General features: G+C 73.1%; 15 protein-coding genes and 1 other RNA gene. 3 read left to right on the top strand and 13 right to left on the bottom strand.

Going from position 1 to position 20515, the window contains the following annotated elements; genetic code table 11:
* Positions 1-47: 47 nt before the first annotated feature.
* The gene (locus IH61_RS0116265; protein ID WP_031070229.1) at positions 48-332 is read right to left on the bottom strand and encodes a DUF3039 domain-containing protein; all 285 of its coding nucleotides are present in this window, start codon (positions 330-332) and stop codon (positions 48-50) included.
* 73 nt (positions 333-405) lie between these two features.
* Entirely contained in the window at positions 406-999 is a 594-nt protein-coding gene (locus tag IH61_RS0116260) for a YqgE/AlgH family protein (protein WP_031070228.1), read from the bottom strand.
* Positions 1000-1298: 299 nt separating this feature from the next.
* Between IH61_RS0116260 and murA the strand changes: the two genes are divergently transcribed.
* The gene (gene murA / locus IH61_RS0116255) at positions 1299-2639 is read left to right on the top strand and encodes a UDP-N-acetylglucosamine 1-carboxyvinyltransferase (protein ID WP_031070226.1); all 1341 of its coding nucleotides are present in this window, start codon (positions 1299-1301) and stop codon (positions 2637-2639) included.
* A 69-nt stretch (positions 2640-2708) separates the two neighbouring features.
* Here the strand turns inward: murA and IH61_RS0116250 are convergent, their stop codons facing one another.
* The 8 genes from IH61_RS0116250 to ftsE all read right to left on the bottom strand — a co-directional run bounded on the left by IH61_RS0116250 (position 2709) and on the right by ftsE (position 11796).
* Positions 2709-2990 carry an HU family DNA-binding protein gene (locus IH61_RS0116250; protein ID WP_030308200.1) on the bottom strand — a complete coding sequence of 94 codons (282 nt, stop codon included), beginning with the start codon at positions 2988-2990 and terminating at the stop codon, positions 2709-2711.
* Positions 2991-3504: 514 nt separating this feature from the next.
* Positions 3505-4977 (bottom strand): NAD-dependent malic enzyme, encoded by a 1473-nt coding sequence (locus tag IH61_RS0116245; protein WP_031070224.1) that lies wholly within the window; start codon positions 4975-4977, stop codon positions 3505-3507.
* A 388-nt stretch (positions 4978-5365) separates the two neighbouring features.
* Positions 5366-7669, bottom strand: a complete 2304-nt coding sequence (locus IH61_RS0116240) for a HelD family protein (RefSeq protein WP_031070222.1) — start codon at positions 7667-7669, stop codon at positions 5366-5368.
* 153 nt (positions 7670-7822) lie between these two features.
* Positions 7823-8204: a transfer-messenger RNA gene (gene ssrA / locus IH61_RS43955) on the bottom strand.
* Positions 8205-8333: 129 nt separating this feature from the next.
* A complete protein-coding gene (smpB, locus tag IH61_RS0116235) occupies positions 8334-8810 on the bottom strand; it encodes an SsrA-binding protein SmpB (protein WP_031070220.1) in 477 nt (158 codons plus the stop codon).
* Between the two features lie 56 nt (positions 8811-8866).
* Positions 8867-10003: a S41 family peptidase gene (locus tag IH61_RS0116230; protein ID WP_031070218.1), complete on the bottom strand. Its 1137-nt coding sequence runs from the start codon at positions 10001-10003 to the stop codon at positions 8867-8869.
* Positions 10004-10116: 113 nt separating this feature from the next.
* The gene (ftsX, locus tag IH61_RS0116225; protein WP_031070217.1) at positions 10117-11028 is read right to left on the bottom strand and encodes a permease-like cell division protein FtsX; all 912 of its coding nucleotides are present in this window, start codon (positions 11026-11028) and stop codon (positions 10117-10119) included.
* A 78-nt stretch (positions 11029-11106) separates the two neighbouring features.
* Positions 11107-11796: a cell division ATP-binding protein FtsE gene (gene ftsE, locus IH61_RS0116220; RefSeq protein WP_030059730.1), complete on the bottom strand. Its 690-nt coding sequence runs from the start codon at positions 11794-11796 to the stop codon at positions 11107-11109.
* A 351-nt stretch (positions 11797-12147) separates the two neighbouring features.
* Here ftsE and IH61_RS0116215 point away from each other — a divergent pair, with 351 nt between their 5' ends.
* Positions 12148-12342, top strand: a complete 195-nt coding sequence (locus IH61_RS0116215) for a hypothetical protein (RefSeq protein WP_031070214.1) — start codon at positions 12148-12150, stop codon at positions 12340-12342.
* Positions 12343-12500: 158 nt separating this feature from the next.
* On the opposite strand, the gene prfB is transcribed toward IH61_RS0116215, so the two are convergent.
* The 3 genes from prfB to IH61_RS0116195 form a co-directional block, all read right to left on the bottom strand.
* Positions 12501-13616 carry a peptide chain release factor 2 gene (prfB, locus tag IH61_RS0116205; RefSeq protein ID WP_031070212.1) on the bottom strand — a complete coding sequence of 372 codons (1116 nt, stop codon included), beginning with the start codon at positions 13614-13616 and terminating at the stop codon, positions 12501-12503.
* A 45-nt stretch (positions 13617-13661) separates the two neighbouring features.
* Positions 13662-14930: a serine/threonine-protein kinase gene (locus IH61_RS0116200; protein ID WP_031070210.1), complete on the bottom strand. Its 1269-nt coding sequence runs from the start codon at positions 14928-14930 to the stop codon at positions 13662-13664.
* 214 nt (positions 14931-15144) lie between these two features.
* Positions 15145-17028: a serine/threonine-protein kinase gene (locus tag IH61_RS0116195; RefSeq protein ID WP_031070208.1), complete on the bottom strand. Its 1884-nt coding sequence runs from the start codon at positions 17026-17028 to the stop codon at positions 15145-15147.
* A 405-nt stretch (positions 17029-17433) separates the two neighbouring features.
* On the opposite strand from IH61_RS0116195, the gene IH61_RS0116190 reads away from it, so the two are divergent.
* On the top strand, positions 17434-20292 hold the full coding sequence (locus IH61_RS0116190; protein ID WP_031070206.1) for an FHA domain-containing protein: 2859 nt from the start codon (positions 17434-17436) through the stop codon (positions 20290-20292).
* The last annotated feature ends 223 nt before the right edge of the window (positions 20293-20515 follow it).

Here is a 20515-nt window from a genome sequence, read left to right as displayed (position 1 = left end):
CCGGGAACGAGGCACCATGCAAAACGGCGCCGCCCGGCAGCGCGGGACTACTTGTTGCCGTTGTCCCCGTCGCCGCCCTGCGGCTTGCCGATGCCGTCGTAGATCTCCTTGCACATCGGGCAGACCGGGTACTTCTTCGGGTCGCGCCCGGGCACCCACACCTTGCCGCAGAGCGCGACCACGGGAGATCCGGAGAGCGCGCTCTCCATGATCTTGTCCTTCTGGACGTAGTGCGCGAAGCGCTCGTGGTCGCCGTCCCCGTGGGACACCTGCGGGACGGGCTCGACCAGGGTGCCGGTGCCGAGGCCGCGCTCGGGCTCAAGAGTGCTCATGGGTGCCAAGTCTATGGGCGCCCCCGGAAACCCGGCCAGTGTCGCGCGGCGGGCCCGTCCCCGGGGCCCGTCCTCAGTTCAGCGTCGGATCGTCCGGGTACGTCGCCAGCAGGGCCAGCGGGCCGCGCTGGCGGCGCAGCACGGCACGCCACAGCCGCTCCGGCTCGGGGCTGGAGATGTCCCCCGGCTCGCAGTCCACCAGGTACCAGGCGCCGGTCTCCAGCTCCCCCTCCAGCTGGCCCGGCGACCAGCCGGCGTACCCGGCGAAGATCCGCAGGCCCCCGAGCTCCCCGGCCAGCACCTCGGGCGGCGCCTCCAGGTCGACCAGGCCGATCGCCCCGTGCACCCGGCGCCAGCCGAGCGGCTCGCCGGTGCCCGGGTCCCCCGGCGCCACGGCCAGGCCCAGCGCCGAGTCCAGCGCCACCGGCCCGCCCTGGAACACCACCGCGGGCCGGCCGACGAGCCGGCCCCAGCCGTCCAGCACGCTGCCCACCTCCACCGGTGTCGGCCGGTTGAGGACCACCCCGAGCGCCCCCTCGGCGTCGTGGTCCAGGAGCAGCACCACCGAGCGCGCGAAGTTCGGGTCGGTGAGCAGGGGCGTCGCGACGAGCAGACGGCCGGTGTGGGACCGGCCTGCGTGCGAGTGGGCCGCGGTCATGCCACACATGATCCCGCAAACCGGCGCCCCACGGACAGCTCGACGGGCGAAACCCCGCCACGCCGGACGAACACCCGTACGGCCGTACCGGCGGGCGCGAGCACCCCGGGAGAGAGCACCATCACGGGAGAGGCTCGCGGGAACCATCGGCACGCCTACTACCATCTACGGATGGTGGACGCCCTTCTACGGTGCCGACTCGGATTCGCCGGGGGCCCGAACGCGCCCGTACGCCCGTAACACCGGTCCACCGGCGGCTCCGCACCGGAGCCCGTCCCACTCCTCTGGCACTCCGGATTGCGAGAACGATGACCGACGACGTCCTGCTGGTCCACGGCGGAAACCCGCTCGAAGGCGAGATCCGCGTCCGCGGTGCGAAGAACCTGGTCCCCAAGGCCATGGTCGCCGCCCTCCTCGGGCAGGGCCCCAGCAGACTGCGCAACGTCCCGGACATCCGTGACGTCAAGGTGGTCCGCGGCCTGCTCCAGCTGCACGGCGTGACCGTGCGCACCGGCGACGAGGACGGCGAGCTGATCCTCGACCCCTCGCACGTGGAGAGCGCCAACGTCGCCGACATCGACGCGCACGCCGGCTCCTCGCGGATCCCGATCCTGTTCTGCGGCCCGCTGCTGCACCGCCTCGGCCACGCCTTCATCCCGGGCCTGGGCGGCTGCGACATCGGCGGCCGCCCGGTCGACTTCCACTTCGAGGTGCTGCGCCAGTTCGGCGCCAGCATCGAGAAGCACCCCCAGGGCACCTACCTGGTCGCCCCGCAGCGCCTGCGCGGCACCAAGATCGAGCTGCCCTACCCCTCGGTCGGCGCGACCGAGCAGGTGCTGCTCACGGCCGTCCTCGCCGAGGGCGTCACCGAGCTGCGCAACGCCGCCATCGAGCCGGAGATCGTCGACCTGATCTGCGTGCTGCAGAAGATGGGCGCGATCATCACCCTGGGCACCGACCGCACCATCCTGATCACCGGTGTGGACGAGCTGAACGGCTACAACCACCGCGCGATCCCGGACCGCCTGGAGGCGGCCTCCTGGGCCTGCGCGGCGCTGGCCACCAAGGGCGACATCTACGTCCGCGGCGCCCGCCAGCTGGAGATGATGACCTTCCTCAACACCTTCCGGAAGGTCGGCGGCGCCTTCGAGGTCGACGACGAGGGCATCCGCTTCTGGCACCCGGGCGGCGAGCTCAAGGCGATCGCCCTGGAGACGGACGTGCACCCGGGCTTCCAGACCGACTGGCAGCAGCCGCTGGTGGTCGCCCTGACCCAGGCCACGGGCCTGTCCATCGTCCACGAGACGGTGTACGAGTCGCGGCTTGGCTTCACCGGCGCGCTCAACCAGATGGGTGCGCACATCCAGCTCTACCGCGAGTGCCTGGGCGCCGTCCCGTGCCGCTTCGGCGCGCGCAACTTCCTGCACTCCGCGGTCGTCTCCGGCCCGTCCAAGCTGATCGGCGCCGAGCTGGTCATCCCGGACCTGCGCGGCGGCTTCTCGTACCTGATCGCGGCGCTGGCGGCCGAGGGCACCTCGACCGTGCACGGCATCGACCTGATCAACCGCGGCTACGAGAACTTCATGGAGAAGCTGCGCGACCTCGGCGCGCACGTCGAGCTGCCCAGCGAGCAGCTGGTCGACGCGTAACGACCGCCGTACGGCGAGAGGCCGGGCTCCCCGTGGGGAGCCCGGCCTCTCGGGCGTTCAAGGTGCGGTTCAGGCGCCCTTGGCGGCTTCCTTCAGCTTGGAGCCGGCGCTGACCTTGGCGCTGTAGCCCTCGGGGATCTGGATGGGCTCGCCGGTCTGCGGGTTACGGGCGGTGCGGGCAGCGCGGTGGGTGCGCTCGAAGGTCAGGAAACCGGGGATGGTGACCTTCTCGTCGCCCTTGGCGACGACCTCGCCGACGATCTCGGCGAAGGCGGCCAGAACGGCGTCGGCGTCCTTGCGGGTCACCTCGGCGCGCTCGGACAGCGCGGCCACCAGCTCACTGCGGTTCATGTGTACTCCTGTGGTCTGTTCGCTTGCGGTGTACGGGGGCCCATCGGTGCTCCCACCGGGGGGCACCCGGATGGGCCGCAGGTCCGCACACTGTGCTCATGCAGGCATTGGGTGGTCGCAGGCCGGGCCCGTGCCCGATGCCGCGCGCCGGTGCCGTCGATCGAAGGCAACGCCCGCCTGCCGGATACGAATCCTGCCCCGACCGGCCCCGAGAAAGCCAATCGGGCCCCGGCCGAGCCACCCGAACATCGCCCGTCCGTCGGAGTTGTGACGCTCCGTCGGCTCCGGCGAACCGGGTGCGGGCGGCGGTCGGGACGACACGCCGGGAATCCAGGGGGACGTTCCGTAATTGTCGGACACGCCTGCCCCGTGCAGGGCTACCGTACGCCCTAGGACTGACAAGCCCAAACACGCCCCTCGCCCTTGTGTCGCAAGGGTTCGGGGCGGGCCTGGGCGGGTATGGCCGCCAATCGGACATTTGACCGATCGCCGACACGGCCTCGGGGCGGGAGGGTCAGAGCTTGACGGTCGGGAAGGCGGAGGTGTCCAGGGTGCCGACGATGCCCGGGGTCGGGCGCGAGGGCACGGGCGTCCCCTGGGCCCCGGCCAGGGCCGCCTCGCGCACCGCGGAGGCGACGGTCTTGGCGACGTCCTTGTGGAAGACGCTGGGGATGATGTAGTTCGCGTTCAGCTCGTCGTCGGCGACCGTGGTGGCCAGCGCCCGGGCGGCGGCGATCATCATCTCGGTGTTGACCGTGCGGCTCTGGGCGTCGAGCAGGCCGCGGAAGACACCCGGGAAGACCAGCACGTTGTTGATCTGGTTCGGGAAGTCGCTGCGGCCGGTGGCGACCACGGCGGCGGTCTGGCGGGCGATGGCCGGGTCGACCTCGGGGTCGGGGTTGGCCAGCGCGAAGACAATGGAGTCCTCGGCCATGGTGGCCAGGTCGTCGCCGTCCAGCACGTTCGGGGCCGAGACGCCGATGAAGACGTCCGCGTCCGCCACGGCCTCCTTGAGGCTGCCGGTGCGGCCCGAGCGGTTGGTGTGCTCGGCGATCCAGCGCAGGCTGTCGTTGAGGTCGTCGCGGCCCCGGTGGACCACTCCGCGCACGTCCGCCACGGTGGCGTGCTCCACGCCGGCGGCCAGCAGCAGCTTGAGGATCGCGGTGCCGGCGGCGCCGGCGCCCGACATCACCACGCGGATGTCGGCGATGTCCTTGCCGACGACCTTGAGGGCGTTGGTGAGGGCGGCGAGCACCACGATCGCGGTGCCGTGCTGGTCGTCGTGGAAGACCGGGATGTCCAGGGCCTCGCGCAGCCGGGCCTCGATCTCGAAGCAGCGCGGCGCGGAGATGTCCTCCAGGTTGATGCCGGCGAAGCCCGGGGCGATCGCCTTGACGATGGCCACGATCTCGTCGGTGTCCTGGGTGTCCAGGCAGATCGGCCAGGCGTCGATGCCGGCGAAGCGCTTGAACAGGGCGGCCTTGCCCTCCATGACGGGCAGCGCGGCGGCCGGGCCGATGTTGCCCAGGCCCAGCACGGCCGAGCCGTCGGTGACCACGGCGACGCTGTTGCGCTTGATGGTCAGGCGGCGGGCGTCCTCGGGGTTCTCGGCGATCGCCATGCAGACCCGGGCGACACCCGGGGTGTAGATCATGCTGAGGTCGTCACGGTTGCGGATCGGCAGCTTGGAGGACATCTCGATCTTGCCGCCGAGGTGCATCAGGAAGGTACGGTCCGAGACCTTGCCGATGGCCACGCCGTCGATGGCGCGCAGCTTCTCGACGATCTCCTCGCCGTGCGCGACGGAGGAGGCCGCCACCGTGACGTCGATCCGCAGGGCCTCCAGGCCGGAGGCGGTGACGTCGAGGCCGGTCACCGAACCGCCGGAGGACTCCACGGCCGTGGTGATCGCACTGACGGCGTTGCCCCGGGCCGGGACCTCCAGCCGTACCGTGATCGAGTTCGAGACACTGGGCACCGTCGCCATCGACGCTTCCTTCTTCCGTCCGTCCCGCAGGTTCAACATTTTGTTGAAGGCATCGCCTGCGAAATGCTAGACCTCGATCGTCGCACCTTCCAAGGGATTGCCAGAAATAACGTTCATTGAGTGTGCGGTCCCCACAACCCCTGGACGGCATTGGGCGCGCAGCCGCCTCAGCGCGGCTCGACCGCGCCTCGCGTCCGCCGACTCCTTGCCTCTGCGGGCCGATGCGTTACATTGGACAGGCACCGGCTCGATCCAAGCCCCCGGGCCCAACCTTCGTCCCTTCGAGGGACCACTTGCCGCGAGGCGAGCATGGCGGGTCGGTGTTCAAACGTCTGAAGGCCCCTCACCGATCCGGTGAGGGGCCTTCTTCCGTGGGCTCCGGCCTCCGTCAGCCGTGCAGCAGGGCGGGCACCCCGGCGGCGTCCGGCAGGTCGTCCGGGCCGGAGAGCACGGTCAGCCGCTGGGTCGCGCGGGTCAGCGCCACGTAGAGCACCCGCAGGCCCGCCTCGGACTCGCCGGCGATGCCGGTCGGGTCGGCGACCACCGTCGCGTCGTACTCCAGGCCCTTGGCCTCCAGGCTGCCCAGGGCCACCACGCGCTCGCCCAGGCCCTCGGCCCAGCCGGCCGCCTCGGCCCGGCGGTCCATCGGCACCACGACCGCCACCGTGCCGTCCACCTCGGACAGCAGCCGCTCCAGCTCGGCCCGGGCCGCCCGGCCGAACGCCTCCGGCCCCGGCTCGGTGACGGCCGCGAAGCGCGGCTCGACGCCCACGTGGCGCACCGCGCTCGGGGACGGCGTGCCGGGCGCGGCCAGGGCCAGCACCTTGGCGGCGACCTCGGCGATCTCGGCCGGGTTGCGGTAGTTGACGGTCAGGGTGAAGCGGCGGCGAGGCTTGCCCGAGAGCACCTCGTCCATCGCGGCCTGGGCCTCCTGCGGGAACGGCCAGGAGGACTGCGCCGGGTCCCCGACGATCGTCCAGGTGGCCATCCGGGCCCGGCGGCCGATCATCCGCCACTGCATCGGGGTGAGGTCCTGGGCCTCGTCCACGATGACGTGCGCGTACTCGGTGCGCTCGACGGGCACGCGCTCGCGCTGGCGCGAGTTGCGGTCGGCGAAGGTGGTGACCTCGTCCAGGCCGGACAGCATGTCGACCGCGTCCACCTCGCGCACCTTCGGGCGGGCGGGCTCGCCGAGCAGCACCTGGAGCTCGTCCACCAGCGCCACGTCGTGCGCGGACAGGGCGCCCTCGCCGGCCGGGGTCAGGTGCCGCCAGGAGCCGGACAGCAGCCGCGCCTCCTCCGGGGTGACGGCGCGGCGGGCGATCCGGTTGATGTGGCGGTGGTGCCTGAGCGTGCCGAGCACCCGGCGCGGGGTCACGGTCGGCCACCAGGCGTTCAGGAAGTCCAGGAAGGGCGCCTCGTCCGAGACGTACTCGTCGAAGGACTCCTTCTCCTCCTGACGCTGCTCGCGGGCGTAGTGGTCGGTGGGCCTGGGCAGGTCCTTGACCACCTCCTGCCAGAGCGCGTCCAGCAGCAGCCGGCGGGCGCGGGGGCGCAGCAGGTTGAGCGGGGTGCCGCCGGAGCCGATCACGTTTCCGCGGACGGAATTGAGGCGGGAGGCGTCCAGCTTCAGCACCTCGCCGCGCGCCACCACCTTGAGCTCCTGCGGGGCGCCGAGCTCCAGGGCCGCCCGCGCGGCGCGGCGCAGCAGCTGCGTCATCCGGGCGGAGCCCTTGACCCGGGCGGCCTCCGGGGTGTCGTAGGTGCCGGCCTCGATGCCGTCGACCAGGGAGCCGACCGCGCGGACGGCGACCTGGCCCTCCTCGCCGAGCGAGGGCAGCACGCCCTCGGTGTAGGAGACGAGCAGCGCGGTGGGCGAGACCACCAGGATGCCCCCGGCGTAGCGGCGGCGGTCCTGGTAGAGGAGGTAGGCGGCGCGGTGCAGGGCGACGGCGGTCTTGCCGGTGCCGGGGCCGCCGGTGACGAGGGTGGCACCGGCCGCGGCGGCCCGGATGACCTCGTCCTGCTCCTTCTGGATGGAGGAGACGATGTCGCGCATGGAGTGGCTGCGGGCGCGGCCGAGCGAGGCCATCAGCGCGCCGTCGCCGACCACGGCCAGTTCCTCGCCGCCCAGGGTGGGGGTGAGGTCGGGGCGCAGCAGGTCGTCCTCGACGCCGACCACCCTGCGGCCCTTGGAGCGGATCACCCGGCGGCGGATCACCCGGCCGGGCTCGACCGGGGTGGCGCGGTAGAAGGGGGCGGCGGCGGGGGCGCGCCAGTCGATCACCAGCGGGCCGTACTCGGCGTCGAGCACCCCGAGGCGGCCGATGTGGAGGGTCTCGGCGACGGCCGGGTCGGCCGGGTCGAGCGGGGTGTTCGACGGGATGCCGTGCTCCTCCGGGGCGTCCGCCCGCTGGAGGTCGATCCGGCCGAAGAGGAAGTCCTCGAACTCGTTGTTGAGGCGCTGGAGGTGCGCACCGGCCCGGTAGACCTGGGCGTCGCGCTCGGCGAGGGCGCCCGGGGTTCCGACGTGGACCCGCTTGGCGGCGTCCTCGAGGATGTACTCGGCTTCGGCGAGCTTCTCCTCCAGTCGGTGGTAGACGGTGTCGAGGTGTCGCTGCTCGCCCGCGATCTCGCGCTCTCTGACGGTCTCGTGGTCGGCGGCGTGGGTGGCGCCCGTGTTGCTCTGCATGGCCCTCGGTGGTAGCGACGGAATCCGGCTCCGGAAAACGAGCGGACGGATGATCCTACGCCCGAGCAGGCCCGGGCGCCGCACCCGGGCCACGGAAAATCCGAAGGCCGCCCCCCGCGCGAGCGGTGGACGGCCTTCGGTGTGAACATGGGGTGGTGGAGATGCCGGGAATCGAACCCGGGTCCAGTGGAGTTAATTCAGGGCTTCTCCGAGCGCAGTCCGCTGTGCTTTTCTCGGCCCTGGCGGTCACACGGACGAGCCGCCAACAGGCCCAGCTGCTGTTTGATTTCCCATCCACCCTCGCAGCCCGGGCGGACGGTTGAGTTCCCTAGATTATGCCAGGGTCCGGGTCGGGAACTCCCCGGTCTGACACCCAAGCGCTATCGGTGCTTATTAGGCAGCGAGAGCGAACTGCTGGGAATCGCGCTTAGAGTTGGCGATTATTTTTTTGCGACACGTGGTTAACGAGATCATTGCCGCGTTCCTCGGCTCGCTTCCCCTGTTTCAACATCCCCTGTCGAAACCGATCATCCCCATGTTTTTTTGAGAAACAGCTCGGACGGTGACCGTCCGTGTTGCTTGCGCCATAGTACGCGAGGCGACGGGCGAGGGTCCAGCGGATTAACCCCGGCGCATCAACCGCGGCGCATCGACCCCTGGCGCATCAAGCCTGGCGCCGCCGGGCCGCGGCCACGGCGCGTGCGGTCTCGCGGACGTCCTGCTTCTCGCGCAGCGTCTGGCGCTTGTCGTACAGCTTCTTGCCGACCGCGAGTGCGAGTTCGAGCTTGACCCGGCCGTCCTTGAAGTACAGCGACAGCGGGATGAGGGTGTGGCCCGCGTCGCGGACCTTGGTCTCGATCTTGTGGATCTCCATCCTGTGCAGCAGCAGCTTGCGCTTGCGGCGGGCCGCGTGGTTGGTCCACGTCCCCTGGGTGTACTCGGGGATGAAGACGTTGTCGATCCACGCCTCGTGGTTCTGGATGTACGCGTAGCCGTCGACCAGGTTGGCCCGCCCCTCGCGCAGCGACTTCACCTCGGTGCCGGTGAGTACGAGGCCGCACTCGTAGGTGTCGAGGATCGTGTACTCGTGCCGCGCCTTCTTGTTCTGCGCGATCAGCTTGTGTCCCGTTTCCTTTGCCATAGCGCGGCCATTCTCGCACTTCGGCGGCGGAACGGGCAGCTGCTTTAGGGCGGGCCCTACGCCCGGGTGCCCAGTCCCGCGAGCACGCGCAGGGCGAGGGCACCGGCGTCCTCGCCGCCCGCGGCCTGGACGTCGGGGGTCAGGCCCGTGCCGTCCAGGGAGCGTCCGGCCGGGGTGTAGTAGCGGCCGACGGTCATCTCCAGCACCGCGCCGTCCGCGAGCCTGCTGGGCTGCTGGACGGTGCCCTTGCCGAAGGTGCGGGAGCCGACGACCACGGCGCGGCTGCGGTCCTGGAGGGCTCCGGCGAGCAGTTCGGCGGCGCTCATCGTGCCGCCGTCCACCAGCACCACCAGCGGGGTGCGCTGGTCGCCGCCGGCCGGGGCGGTCAACTCCCGCCGCTCGCCGCGCTCCTGGTAGGAGCCGACCGAGCCGCCGTCCAGGAAGATCCCGGCGGTGCCGGCCGCCTCGTCCAGCAACCCACCGGAGTTGCCGCGCAGATCGAGCACCACCCCGGCGTGCGGGGCGCGCAGCGCGGCGCGGACCTGGTCGGCCACGCCGGTGGTGAAGGCGCGCACGGTGATCCGCAGCTCGCCCCTGTCCAGGCGCTCGGCGACGACCTGCTGGCTGTCCAGCAGCGCGCGCCGCAGCCGCAGTTCGCGCACCTCGCCGCCGCCGCGCTGGACGGCGAGCAGGACCTCGGAGCCGGCCCGGTGGTCGGCGCCCTGGCCGCGCAGCCGGGCCACCACCTCGGTGACGGGCAGGTGGTCGGCCTGGTCCTGGTCGATCCTCAGCAGCCGGTCGCCGGGGGCGATCCCGGACTGCGCCGCGGGCCCGGCCGGGGCGACCTGGGAGACCGCGGTGACACCGTCCTCGCCGCGGCCGACGGACAGGCCCACGCCCAGGTACCGGCCGTCGAGGCCCTGGCTGAACTCGGCGTACTCCTGGGCGCTGTAGTACGCCCCCCAGCGGTCGCCGCCCGCCGCGAGCAGGTGCTCGGCCTGCTGCTCGGACAGCGCGCTGCCGGCCGGGTCGGAGCCGGGCCCGGCGGCCGGCCGGGCCGTGTCGGCGGACGGGCGGGGCGGCGGCTGGTTCGCGTCGCCCCAGGCGCCGGTGGCGGCCCCGGCCAGCAGCACGGCGCCGAAGACCAGGCTGAGGGTGGCCACCTGCCGTGCCCTGCGCGGAGTTTGCAGCATGGCATCGGAGTGTAGACACCGCATCGCGCCCGCCGGGCCGGAACGCGGGACGGCGGAACGGCGGCGGCCCCGGACGGCGCAGTGCCGTCCGGGGCCGCGAAGGCCCGCTCGCGTCAGACCTTGAGGTACTTGCGCAGGGTGAAGAAGGCCGCGATGCCGGCCATGCCCATACCCACCACGACCAGCAGCGGAATCACCGCCAGCACCGAGCCGAGGCCGATGAAGTGGATGAACTGGACGCGGTCGGCCAGCCAGTTCTGGACGAAGAAGTGCCCGCCGACCAGCAGGCCGGAGGCCATCGCCGCGCCGAGCAGCGCGGCGAACGCGGCCTCGGCGATGAACGGCATCTGCACGTAGAAGTTCGAGGCGCCGACCAGGCGCATGATGCCGGTTTCGCGCCGCCTGCTGTACGCCGACACCCGGACGGTGTTGACGATCAGCAGCAGGGCCACGAAGAGCATCAGCACCATGATCACGAAGGCCGCCGTCTGGAGGCCGTTGAGCAGGCCGAAGAGGTTCTCCAGGATCTTGCGCTGGTCCTCGACCGACTTCACGCCGGGCTTGCCGGCGAAGGCGCTCTGGATGACGTCGTACTTGGTCGGGTCGTTGAGCTTGACCCGCCAGGACTGCGGCATGGCGTCGGGGCCCAGGACGGTGATGAGCGGGTTGTCCGGGTTCATCTCCTTCCAGTGCTTGTACGCCTCGACGGAGCTCTCGTACGTGGAGGACTGGACCACCGAGTCCATCTTGTCCAGCTGGCCCTTGATGTCCTGGACCTGCTGGTCGGTGGCCGCGCCCTTGTCGCACTGCGGCGAGTTGCGGGCGTCCGCCTTGGTGCAGAAGTAGATGCTCACCTCGACCTTGTCGTACCAGTACCCCTTCATGGAGTTCACCTGGTCGCGGACCAGGAGGGACGAGCCGGCGAGGGCGAGGGAGAGCGCGACGCTGACCACGACCGCGATGGTCATGGTCAGGTTGCGTCGGAGACCCACACCGATCTCCGACAGGACGAACTGGGCACGCATGCGGGAAACAACTCCAGGGTCGGTACTGCTCGGGGTCTGGCGGTCGGGCCGGCGGCCCTACGGGTCAGCGCCGATCGGTCAGTGCTGGTACCCGTAGACGCCGCGGGCCTGGTCCCGGACGAGCAGCCCCTTGTCGAGCTCGATGACGCGCTTGCGCATCTGGTCGACGATCGCCTGGTCGTGGGTGGCCATCAGCACCGTGGTCCCGGTGCGGTTGATGCGGTCGAGCAGCTTCATGATGCCGACCGAGTTCTGCGGGTCGAGGTTGCCGGTGGGCTCGTCCGCGATCAGCAGCATCGGGCGGTTCACGAAGGCGCGGGCGATGGCCACGCGCTGCTGCTCACCACCGGAGAGCTCGCCGGGCATGCGGTCCTCCTTGCCCCCGAGGCCGACCAGCTCCAGCACCTCGGGCACCACCTTGTTGATGGCGCTCTTGGGCTTGCCGATCACCTCCAGCGCGAAGGCGACGTTCTGCGCGACCGTCTTGTTCGGCAGCAGGCGGAAGTCCTGGAAGACGGTGCCCAGCTGGCGGCGCATGTGCGGCACCTTCCAGTTGGACAGCTTGCCGAGGTCCTTGCCCAGTACGTGCACCGCGCCCGTGGACGGGCGCTCCTCGCGCAGGCACAGGCGAAGGAACGTGGACTTGCCCGAGCCGGACGAGCCGACCAGGAAGACGAACTCACCCTTCTCGATCTCCAGCGAGACGTTGTCCAGGGCGGGACGGTTCTGCTTGGGATAGGTCTTGGAGACGTTGTCGAATCTGATCACGGCTGCATCACGGAGGCCATCCTAGGCGGCGCCAATCCTCGGTCCGTCCACCCCGGAGGCCCGGTCCGGGGGCGGGCGACGGGAGCGCAGGGGGCCGCTCCCGGCTTGGGACCATACGCGAAGCGGCGACCGGCCCGCAGGGGCAGCGGAGGACAACGTTCGAATTCTGGGGGAGAATGCCCGGTTATGCCCCGAAAATTGCGAGGCATCTCACAGCCCGGGCGCCGGAACGGTCGGAACCTGGCAGAGTGGAGGGTGGCGACCGTCCTGCGGCCGCTCCCCCGCACAGGGCAATCCGAGGAACCAAAGCCCCGTCCGGTGCGTTGGCTGTAGCAGCGAGGAGGAGATCGCATGACCTGCGACCATCTGGTGTGCGCCAACTGCAACGGCCGCGTGAGCGAAGGCCGTTGCCCCGTGTGCCGCGCCAACCGGGCCCGGCTGCAGGAGCAGCAGGGGCCGCTCGCCGCGCTCTCCCCCGCGATGCTGCTGGCACTGGTGGCCGCCCTGTTCGCGGTGGCACTGATCGCGCGGCAGGCGCTGGCCTGAGACCCGAGTACGAAAAGGGGCCCCGACCGGTCGAACCGGTCGGGGCCCCTTTCGCGTTGAACGGGTCGGGACCGCTTACTGCGCGGCGGTCTCGCGCTGCTTGCGCCAGCGGATGCCGGCCTCGATGCTGTGCTCGATTTTCATCGAGGCCGGCATCCTCACGCCTGCGCGGCCGTTTCCCTCTGCTTCCGCCAACGGATTCCGGCCTCGATGAACCCATCGATGTCGCCGTCCAGGACGGCCTGCGGGTTGCCGGCCTCGAACGCGGTGCGGACGTCCTTCACCATCTGGTACGGGTGCAGGACGTACGAGCGCATCTGGTTGCCCCAGGAGCTGCCGCTGTCCTTGAGCGCGTCCATCGCCGCCTTCTCCTCCTGGCGGCGCCGCTCGAGCAGCTTGGCCTGGAGGACGTTCATCGCGGACGCCTTGTTCTGGATCTGCGAGCGCTCGTTCTGGCAGGAAACCACGATGCCGGTCGGGAGGTGCGTGATGCGCACCGCCGAGTCGGTGGTGTTGACGCCCTGGCCGCCGGGGCCGGAGGCGCGGTAGACGTCCACGCGCAGCTCGCCCTCGTCGATGTCGACGTGGTCGGACTGCTCGACGACGGGGAGCACCTCGACGCCGGCGAAGGAGGTCTGGCGGCGGCCCTGGTTGTCGAAGGGCGAGATGCGCACCAGGCGGTGGGTGCCCTGCTCGACGGAGAGGGTCCCGTAGGCGTACGGCGCCTTGACCGTGAAGGTCGCGGACTTGATGCCGGCCTCTTCGGCGTACGAGGTGTCGTACACCTCGGTCGGGTACCCGTGCCGCTCGGCCCAGCGCAGGTACATGCGCATCAGCTGCTCGGCGAAGTCGGCGGCGTCCACGCCACCGGCCTCGGCGCGGATGTTGATCAGCGCCTCGCGGGAGTCGTACTCGCCGGACAGGAGGGTGCGGACCTCCAGTTCCTCGACCGCCTTCTGGACGGAGACGAGCTCGGTCTCGGCCTCGGCGCGGGTGTCCGCGTCGTTCTCGTCCTCGGCGAGCTCGAACATGATGACCAGGTCGTCGATACGGCCGCGCAGGCCCTCGACCCGGCGCAGTTCGCCCTGGAGGAAGGAGAGCCGGCTGGTCACCTTCTGCGCGTTCGCGACGTCGTCCCACAGGGTGGGGGCGGCTGCCTCCTCCTCCAGGACCGCGATGTCGGCCCGGATCTTGTCCAGGTCGAGGACGGCCTCGATCGACCCCATGGTCGTATCGAGGTTCTTGAGCTCTTCGGAAGGATCGACGGCTGCCACGCCCCCAGGGTAATGGTTCCGGGGGTGGTCATGACGACACCCCCGTTACGGATGGGGCGAGGGAGCACTCGGGGCGGGGGCGTGGACGGCCGGGCGGCCCTGGCCCGGCGCGGTGGCGGGGCCGGTGGCGGCGAAGGCCGTCCAGGCCGCGGCGGCGCCCGCCAGCAACAGGACGGTGGCCAGCAGGACGGCCAGCAGGCGGCGCCGGCGCAGCAGCGCCTGGCGGTCCCGGCGGTGGCCGGGGGCGGTGCGCTGGGCCCGGGACTCGGCGGCGTACGCAGCCAGTTCCTCGGCGGAGGGGCGGCGCAGGCTGGTGTGGGTGTCCCGGGTGGAGTCCGGGACGATGCCGGGCACCAGCGGGACGGCCGGGCCGCGGCGGCGCTTGTGGGCCCCGGGGGCGGCGTCCACCTCGGCGTAGACCGCCTCGCCGGGGGTCAGCTGCTCCTCCACCGGGGGACGGCCCTGGGAAGGCACGGCGAGGACGGGCAGCCCCGCCAGCGAGGGCAGCTGCTCGCGCAGCCGGGAGGCCAGCTCGGCGGCCCGCAGCCGGGAGGCGGGGGCCTTGGCCAGGCACTCGGAGATGATGCGCCACAGCCCGTCCGGCAGGCCCGGGATCGGCGGCACCTGCTCGGTGACGTGCCGGCGCAGCACCGCGCCGGTGTGGCCGCCGCCGAAGGGGGTGGAGCCGGCCAGCAGCTCATACAGCACGGTGGCGAGGGCGTAGATGTCGACGGCCGCGCGCGGCTCCAGGCCCTCGATGATCTCGGGGGCGAGGTAGTCGGGGGTGCCGATGATGCGGGTGGCGCGGGTGCGGCGCGGGGCGTCGACCAACCGGGCCACGCCGAAGTCGGTGAGCTTGGCGCGCGGGGCGCCGCCGGGGCCGGGGGCGGCGGCGAGGTCGAGCAGGACGTTCTCGGGCTTGACGTCGCGGTGGACGATCCCGGCGGCGTGCGCGGCCGCGAGGCCGTCCGCGACGTCGGCGATGACGGAGGCGGCGATCTGCGGGGGCAGGGCGCCGTCGCGCTCGAGGCGCGAGCGCAGGTCGGTGCCCTGGACGAGCTCCATGACCAGGGCGAGGTCGTCGCCGTCCACGACCATGTCGCGCACGCCGACCACCCGGGGGTGGTCGAGGCTGGTCAGCGCGGCGCGCTCCTGGACGAACCGCCCGACCAGCACCTGGTCGGCGGCGAGGTCCTCGCGCAGCAGCTTGACCGCCACCGGGCCGTCCGGCCCCTCACCGAGCCAGACAGTCCCGGCCGAGCCGCGGCCGATCACCTGGTGGACGGTGTACCGGCTGCCGATCTTGCGTGCCAATGTGCTGCTCCGTGGGCGGCGCGGGAGCGCTCCGGCGGGCCGGCGCGCTCGGTGGGGCGGGACAACAGCGACCAACCTACGCGCCCGAGGGCCCCCTGCGGGGCGCCTGAGGGGGCCCGGACGGCAGTCTCGGGCGGGAAATCTCGTGAATTGTCGACAAAGCGTCAATCCTGCCGCCCGGGCGGGCACTCGGGCCCGGGCCGGCCCCCGGTGGTCAGGTCTTCGAGCTGCCGAAGACGTCGTCGATCCAGCCCTTGGCGGTGTCGAACCAGCCCACCACGTTGTCCCAGTAGTGCGGGAGCGGCGTGAAGTTCCACAGCGCCAGCGCGGCCACGGCCAGCACCACCAGGACCAGCAGGCAGCCCTTCAGGCAGCCGAGGCCCGGGATGTACATCCGGTTGCGGCTGCGCGGACGGCGCTCGCGCGGCGGGGCGCTCTCCCGGCGCGGGGGCTCCGGCTCCTCGCGGCGCTGCGGGGGCTCGCGGTGCTGCGGGGCCGGGGGCTCGGTGCGGCGGGCGGCCGGGGAGGGTGCGGGCGGCGGCGGGTAGCCGCCCTGCGACTGGCCGTAGCCGGCGGGGGCCTGCCGGTAGCCGCCGGGCGGCTGGGGGCGGGCGCCCTGCTGGGTCTGCGCCTGGGCCTGGGCGGCCTGCCGGGCCTGGTAGGGCGGCGGGGCGACGGGCGGGCGCTGGGAGTAGCCGGGGGGCGGCGGCGGGCCCTGGCGGCGCGGATCGGGGCGGTAGCCGGCCGGGGGCTGGGGCTGCTGCTGGCCCGCGTAGCCCGGGTGGCCGGGGTGGCCGGGGTTCCCGCCCTGCTGGGACTGATAGGGCGCCGGGGCGACCTGCGGGTCCTCGAAGTCCTCCGGGCCGAAGTAGCCGACCTGGGTCTGCTGGTTGCGGTCGCGGGCCGCGCGCAGCTGCGTCTGCCACGGGTGCGGCGTCTCCTCCTGCGGCGCGGAGGGCACGCCGGGAGCACCGGGCGGGGGCGGCGGGACGGCGGCGGGCGGCATCACCTGCGTACGGTCCTGGGAGCCGTACGGGGGCGCGGGCGGCGGCTGGGTGCCCATCATCTGCGTGGCCGCGGCCGGGTCGTACTGCGGGGCGGAGCCGCCGGGCAGCATCTGGGTGCGGTCCTCGCCGAACGGCGCGGCCGGCACGGCGGGCATGCTGCCGGGGACGGCGGTCGGCTGCGGGTCCGGCAGCAGCAGGGCGCCCACGGCGAGCGCCTCGTCCACCGCCGCCGGGGAGGCGTGCACGCCGACCCCGGCCGCGACCACCCGCAGGGCGCGGGCCAGCGCGGTGGCGCTCGGCCGCTGCGACGGGTCCTTGCGCAGGCAGCGCTCGATCACCGTCCACAGCGGCTCCGGCATGGTGCTCGGCCGCTGCGGCTCCTGCGCCAGATGTGCCTGGAGGACGGCGAGCGCGCCGTCGCCCTGGAACGGCTGGCGGCCGGTGACCAGCTCGTACAGCATGATCCCGGCGCCGTACACGTCCACCGCGGAGGTCTGCGGGCGGCCCTCGGCGGACTCCGGGGCGACGTAGGCGGGGGTGCCGACGAACTCGTGGGTGCGGGTGATGCCCGGGGAGTCGGCGAGGCGGGCGATGCCGAAGTCCGTCAGCAGGGGGTGCATCTGCTCGGTGCCGTCCACCACGGCGGTGGCGAGCAGCACGTTGGCCGGCTTGAGGTCGCGGTGGACGATCCCGTCCGCGTGGCTGGCCGCCAGCGCGTCCGCGACCTGGGCCATCAGCAGGGAGCCCGCGATCGGGCTGAACGGCCCGTTGGCGCGCAGGTAGCGGGCCAGGTCGGGGCCCTCCACCAGGTCCATCACCAGGGCGAGCAGCTCGCCCTCGACGACGAGGTCGCGGACGCGGACGATGTTGGGGTGGGTCAGGCGCAGCAGCAGCGAGCGTTCGCGCAGGAAGCGCATCACCACGTCCGGGTCGGCCGCCAGCTCCTCGCGCAGCACCTTGATCGCCACCCGCTGCCCGGGCTCGCTGCCCGGCACCTGGACGTCCGCGCGCACCAGGCCGCGCCAGACGGTGCCCGTGGCACCCCGTCCGAGGGTCTCATCGAGCAGATACTTGCTGCCGACTGGCCGCACCTTGTCGTACTCCTCGCCGTGCCGCCCGCGCGGGGCGCTCCTCCGCCGGTGCGGTGAGCCTGCCGGGCCCGTGTCTGCGGCCACTCTAACGGTGCCCGTACTGGTTTTTGAGGCGCCCGGCAGAGCTTGGGAGCAGGGTTGGGGGAGAACCCCTAGGGGAGTCCCCGAGGCGGCCGGACAGGGCCCCTCGGGCACCGGTTGACCTGACCCACCGTCGCCTCCAACATGGCGATGATCGCAAGATCGTCAAATCCGGTACCGTGCGCGGACCGTCCGTGACGGATGGCAGGATGGACACTCGCCACTCGTGTGGCCCAACGGGTCCCCGCATCCGCCCGGCGCGGCCGCGACGACACCCGGCAGCGGTACCAGGCTCCACACCAGCAGAAGGGACCCGCGGGCGAGATGCAGATCCGGCTGACCGTCCTCCGACCGCGCAGCGGCCCGGCCGCCGCCGGCTCCGCCATCCCCTACGTCGACGTGCTGGTCACCGCCCCCGTCGGCACCGCGCTCGGCGCCCTCGCGGGGGCGCTCGCCGGCGCCGTGGGCGTGCGCGGGCCCCGGGCCGCCACCCACGTGCACCTGTACGCCGGGGCGCACCGCGTGGACGAGCACACCCTCCTCGGCCACCCCCCGCTGCTCGACGGCGCCGTCCTCAGCCTCAACGAGCCCGACCCGACCGCCGACGACCCCGACGACACCCCCGCCGCGGCCGAACTGCGCGTCGTCGGCGGCCCCGACGCCGGCGGCGTCCACCGCCTGCACGGCCGGGAGATCCGCATCGGCCGCTCCGGCGAGGCCGACGTCCCGCTCGACGACCCGGACGTCTCCCGGCTGCACCTCGCCCTCCACCTCGCCGAGGACGGCCGGGTCACCGTCCGCGACCTCGGCTCCACCAACGGCACCACCCTCGACGGCCGGCTCGTCCCGCCCGGGCCACCCGAGGAGGCCGTCACCCTCGAGCCCGGGGGCCTGCTGCGGATCGGCGAGTCCACCCTGCTGCTGGCCGCCCCCGAACCCGCCGAGGCCCCGCCCGCCCGCGCCGCCCTGCCGGACGGCCACGGCCACCTCCAGCTCGCCGCCCCCGGGCCCGCCCGCCCGACCCCGGCCGTCGTCGAGCCGCCCGCCTCGCCCGACCCCGCCCCCGGCCGCAGCCGGGGCCTGTTCTCCCTGCTGCCCGGCCGCGCCGCCGAACCGCCCGGCCAGGAGAACGCCGAGCGCCACCACGCCGCCGTACGGCTGCGCCAGACCGCCGCCCAGCGCGAGCGCTTCCCCGACCTCGCCACCCTGCTGCTCAACGCCCTCGGCCCCGGCCCCCGGCTCTGGGAGCGCGGCCCCGGCCACCCCGACGCCCTCACCCTGCGCCTGGGCACCGCCGACCGCCCCGGCGGCCCCGGCACCACCCCGGGCACCGTGCTGCCCTCGGTGCCCGTCACCCTCGACCTCCAGACCGCCGGCAGCCTCGGCCTCAGCGGCCCCCGCGAGCGCCTCGACGCGCTCACCCGCGCCGTCGTCGCCCAGCTCGCCGCCCTGCACCCACCCACCGGGCTCAGCCTCGTCGTCGTCGACGCCGACCGCTCCCGCCCCCCCGAGGACCGCGCCGACACCTGGGCCTGGGCGCTGTGGCTGCCCCACCTGCGCCCGGCCGACGGCCAGGACTGCCGGCTGCTGCTCGGCCTCGACGAGGACCAGGCCACCGCCCGCCTCACCGAGCTCACCTCCCGCCTCAGCGGCCCCATCGGCCTCGGCGGCCACCCCGCCACCGTCGTCGTGGTCGACGGCCGCCCCGCCACCGAGGCCGCCCGGCAGGCGCTCGACCTGCTGCTGCGCCAGGGCCCGGCCGTCGGCATCTTCCCGATCTGCCTCGCCGAGCAGCCCGAGCTGCTCCCCCGGGGCCTCGGCGCCACCGCCCTGATCACCGGCGAGGTCGGCACCCACCTCTCGCTCGACCGCCCGGTCGCGCGCGGCCGCGAGACCCTCCACGAGGTCTCGATCGACGCCGTCTCCGACGCCTGGGCCGAGCGCCTCGCCCGCGTCCTCGCCCCGCTGCGCGAGGCCGCCCCCGCCTCCCGGGGGCCCCTGCCGGACGCGCTGCGCCTGCTCGACCTGCTCCAGCTCGACACCGTCACCCCGGCCAAGCTCTCCGCCCGCTGGGAGGCGCACACCGGCGGCATCGGCGCCGCCACCGCCCTGCTCGGCACCACCCGGGACGAGCTCTGCACCCTCGACCTCGCCGACCCCGAACTCTCCCTCCCCTCCCCCGACCCCGGCGGCCCGCACCTGCTCGTCGGCGGCGCCCGCGGCTCCGGCAAGACCGAGCTGCTGCGCACCCTGATCGCCTCGCTCGCCGTCTCCGAACGGCCCGAACGGCTGGCCGTCAGCATCATCGAGGGCCGGGCCCCGGGCACCGACGGCCAGGACGGGCTGGACGGCTGCCTCGAGCTGCCGCACGTCACCGGGCTGATCAACGCCGCCACCGACCCGCGCGCCGCGCTGCTCACGGCGGAGTCCCTGGAGGACGAACTCACGCTCCGGGAGCGGCTGTTCGACGGGCTGGACTTCGCCTCCTGGCACGCGGCCCAGATCCTGGACAAACAGAGTCTCGACGGGCAGGGCATGAACGGGCAGGGCATGGACTCCGACCGTGCCCAGGTCCCGGTGCCGGCAGTGGTCGGCGGCGCCGCCGCCCCGGCCCCCCGGATCATCCCGCCGCGCTCCCCGGACTCCCCCGTCCCGTCCGGCGCCCCGACCGGCCCATCCCCCGCGCGCCTGGTCGTCGTCGTCGACGACTACGACGCCCTGCTCTCCCCCACCTCCCCGGCCGGGCGCCCCCTCGCCCGCGCCCTCGCCGCCGTCGCCCGCCGCGGCGGCCCGCTCGGCATCCACCTCGCCGTCACCACCGGCCGCCCCGAGGACAGCGCCGGCACCGAGGTCGACGAGGCCGCCCTGCTGCGCATCGCCCTGCGCACCGAGGACCCGGCCGACTCCGACCTCCTCATCCACCTCGGCGACGCGGCCGCCCTCCCCGAGGACACCCCCGGCCGCGGCTACCTGCGCCTCCCGGACGGCGGCGTCACCGCCTTCCAGACCGCCAGGATCAGCGGCCGCATCCCCCGCACCGCCACCCTGCGCCCCACCGTCGTCGCCATAGACCCCCTCCAACTCGGCGCCCCACCCGCCCGCCGCCCCGTCCGCGAACTGGGCAACGGCCCCACCGACCTCGCCCTCCTCGCCAGCGCCCTCCAACGCGCCGCCTCCCGCTGAGGCCCGGATCGCACTACCGGGGTAGTCACCGACCACTCCGGCAGGTGACTCTTGGGGGCGGGCCCGAAAAAAGAACCAACCAGCATCCCAAGCTCCATTTCCCCGTTGCCGCTTCGGCCCAGCCGAAGCGGCAACGGCATTATTCGATACCTCTCACCCTTACATCTAGGAACGAGAACACATATTGTTGCGCCCCGTCGCGATATCGCGACGGGGCGCAACA

The organism is Streptomyces sp. NRRL WC-3742 (assembly GCF_000720635.1).
In the GTDB taxonomy this organism is placed as follows: domain Bacteria; phylum Actinomycetota; class Actinomycetes; order Streptomycetales; family Streptomycetaceae; genus Kitasatospora.
This window is presented reverse-complemented; position numbering and strand designations above follow the sequence as displayed.

Coding starts and splice junctions, on each gene's coding strand:
- IH61_RS0116265 (WP_031070229.1), bottom strand. CDS start 332: ATGAGCACTCTTGAGCCCGAGCGCGGCCTCGGCACCGGCACCCTGGTC.
- IH61_RS0116260 (WP_031070228.1), bottom strand. CDS start 999: ATGTGTGGCATGACCGCGGCCCACTCGCACGCAGGCCGGTCCCACACC.
- murA (WP_031070226.1), top strand. CDS start 1,299: ATGACCGACGACGTCCTGCTGGTCCACGGCGGAAACCCGCTCGAAGGC.
- IH61_RS0116250 (WP_030308200.1), bottom strand. CDS start 2,990: ATGAACCGCAGTGAGCTGGTGGCCGCGCTGTCCGAGCGCGCCGAGGTG.
- IH61_RS0116245 (WP_031070224.1), bottom strand. CDS start 4,977: ATGGCGACGGTGCCCAGTGTCTCGAACTCGATCACGGTACGGCTGGAG.
- IH61_RS0116240 (WP_031070222.1), bottom strand. CDS start 7,669: ATGCAGAGCAACACGGGCGCCACCCACGCCGCCGACCACGAGACCGTC.
- smpB (WP_031070220.1), bottom strand. CDS start 8,810: ATGGCAAAGGAAACGGGACACAAGCTGATCGCGCAGAACAAGAAGGCG.
- IH61_RS0116230 (WP_031070218.1), bottom strand. CDS start 10,003: ATGCTGCAAACTCCGCGCAGGGCACGGCAGGTGGCCACCCTCAGCCTG.
- ftsX (WP_031070217.1), bottom strand. CDS start 11,028: ATGCGTGCCCAGTTCGTCCTGTCGGAGATCGGTGTGGGTCTCCGACGC.
- IH61_RS0116215 (WP_031070214.1), top strand. CDS start 12,148: ATGACCTGCGACCATCTGGTGTGCGCCAACTGCAACGGCCGCGTGAGC.
- IH61_RS0116190 (WP_031070206.1), top strand. CDS start 17,434: ATGCAGATCCGGCTGACCGTCCTCCGACCGCGCAGCGGCCCGGCCGCC.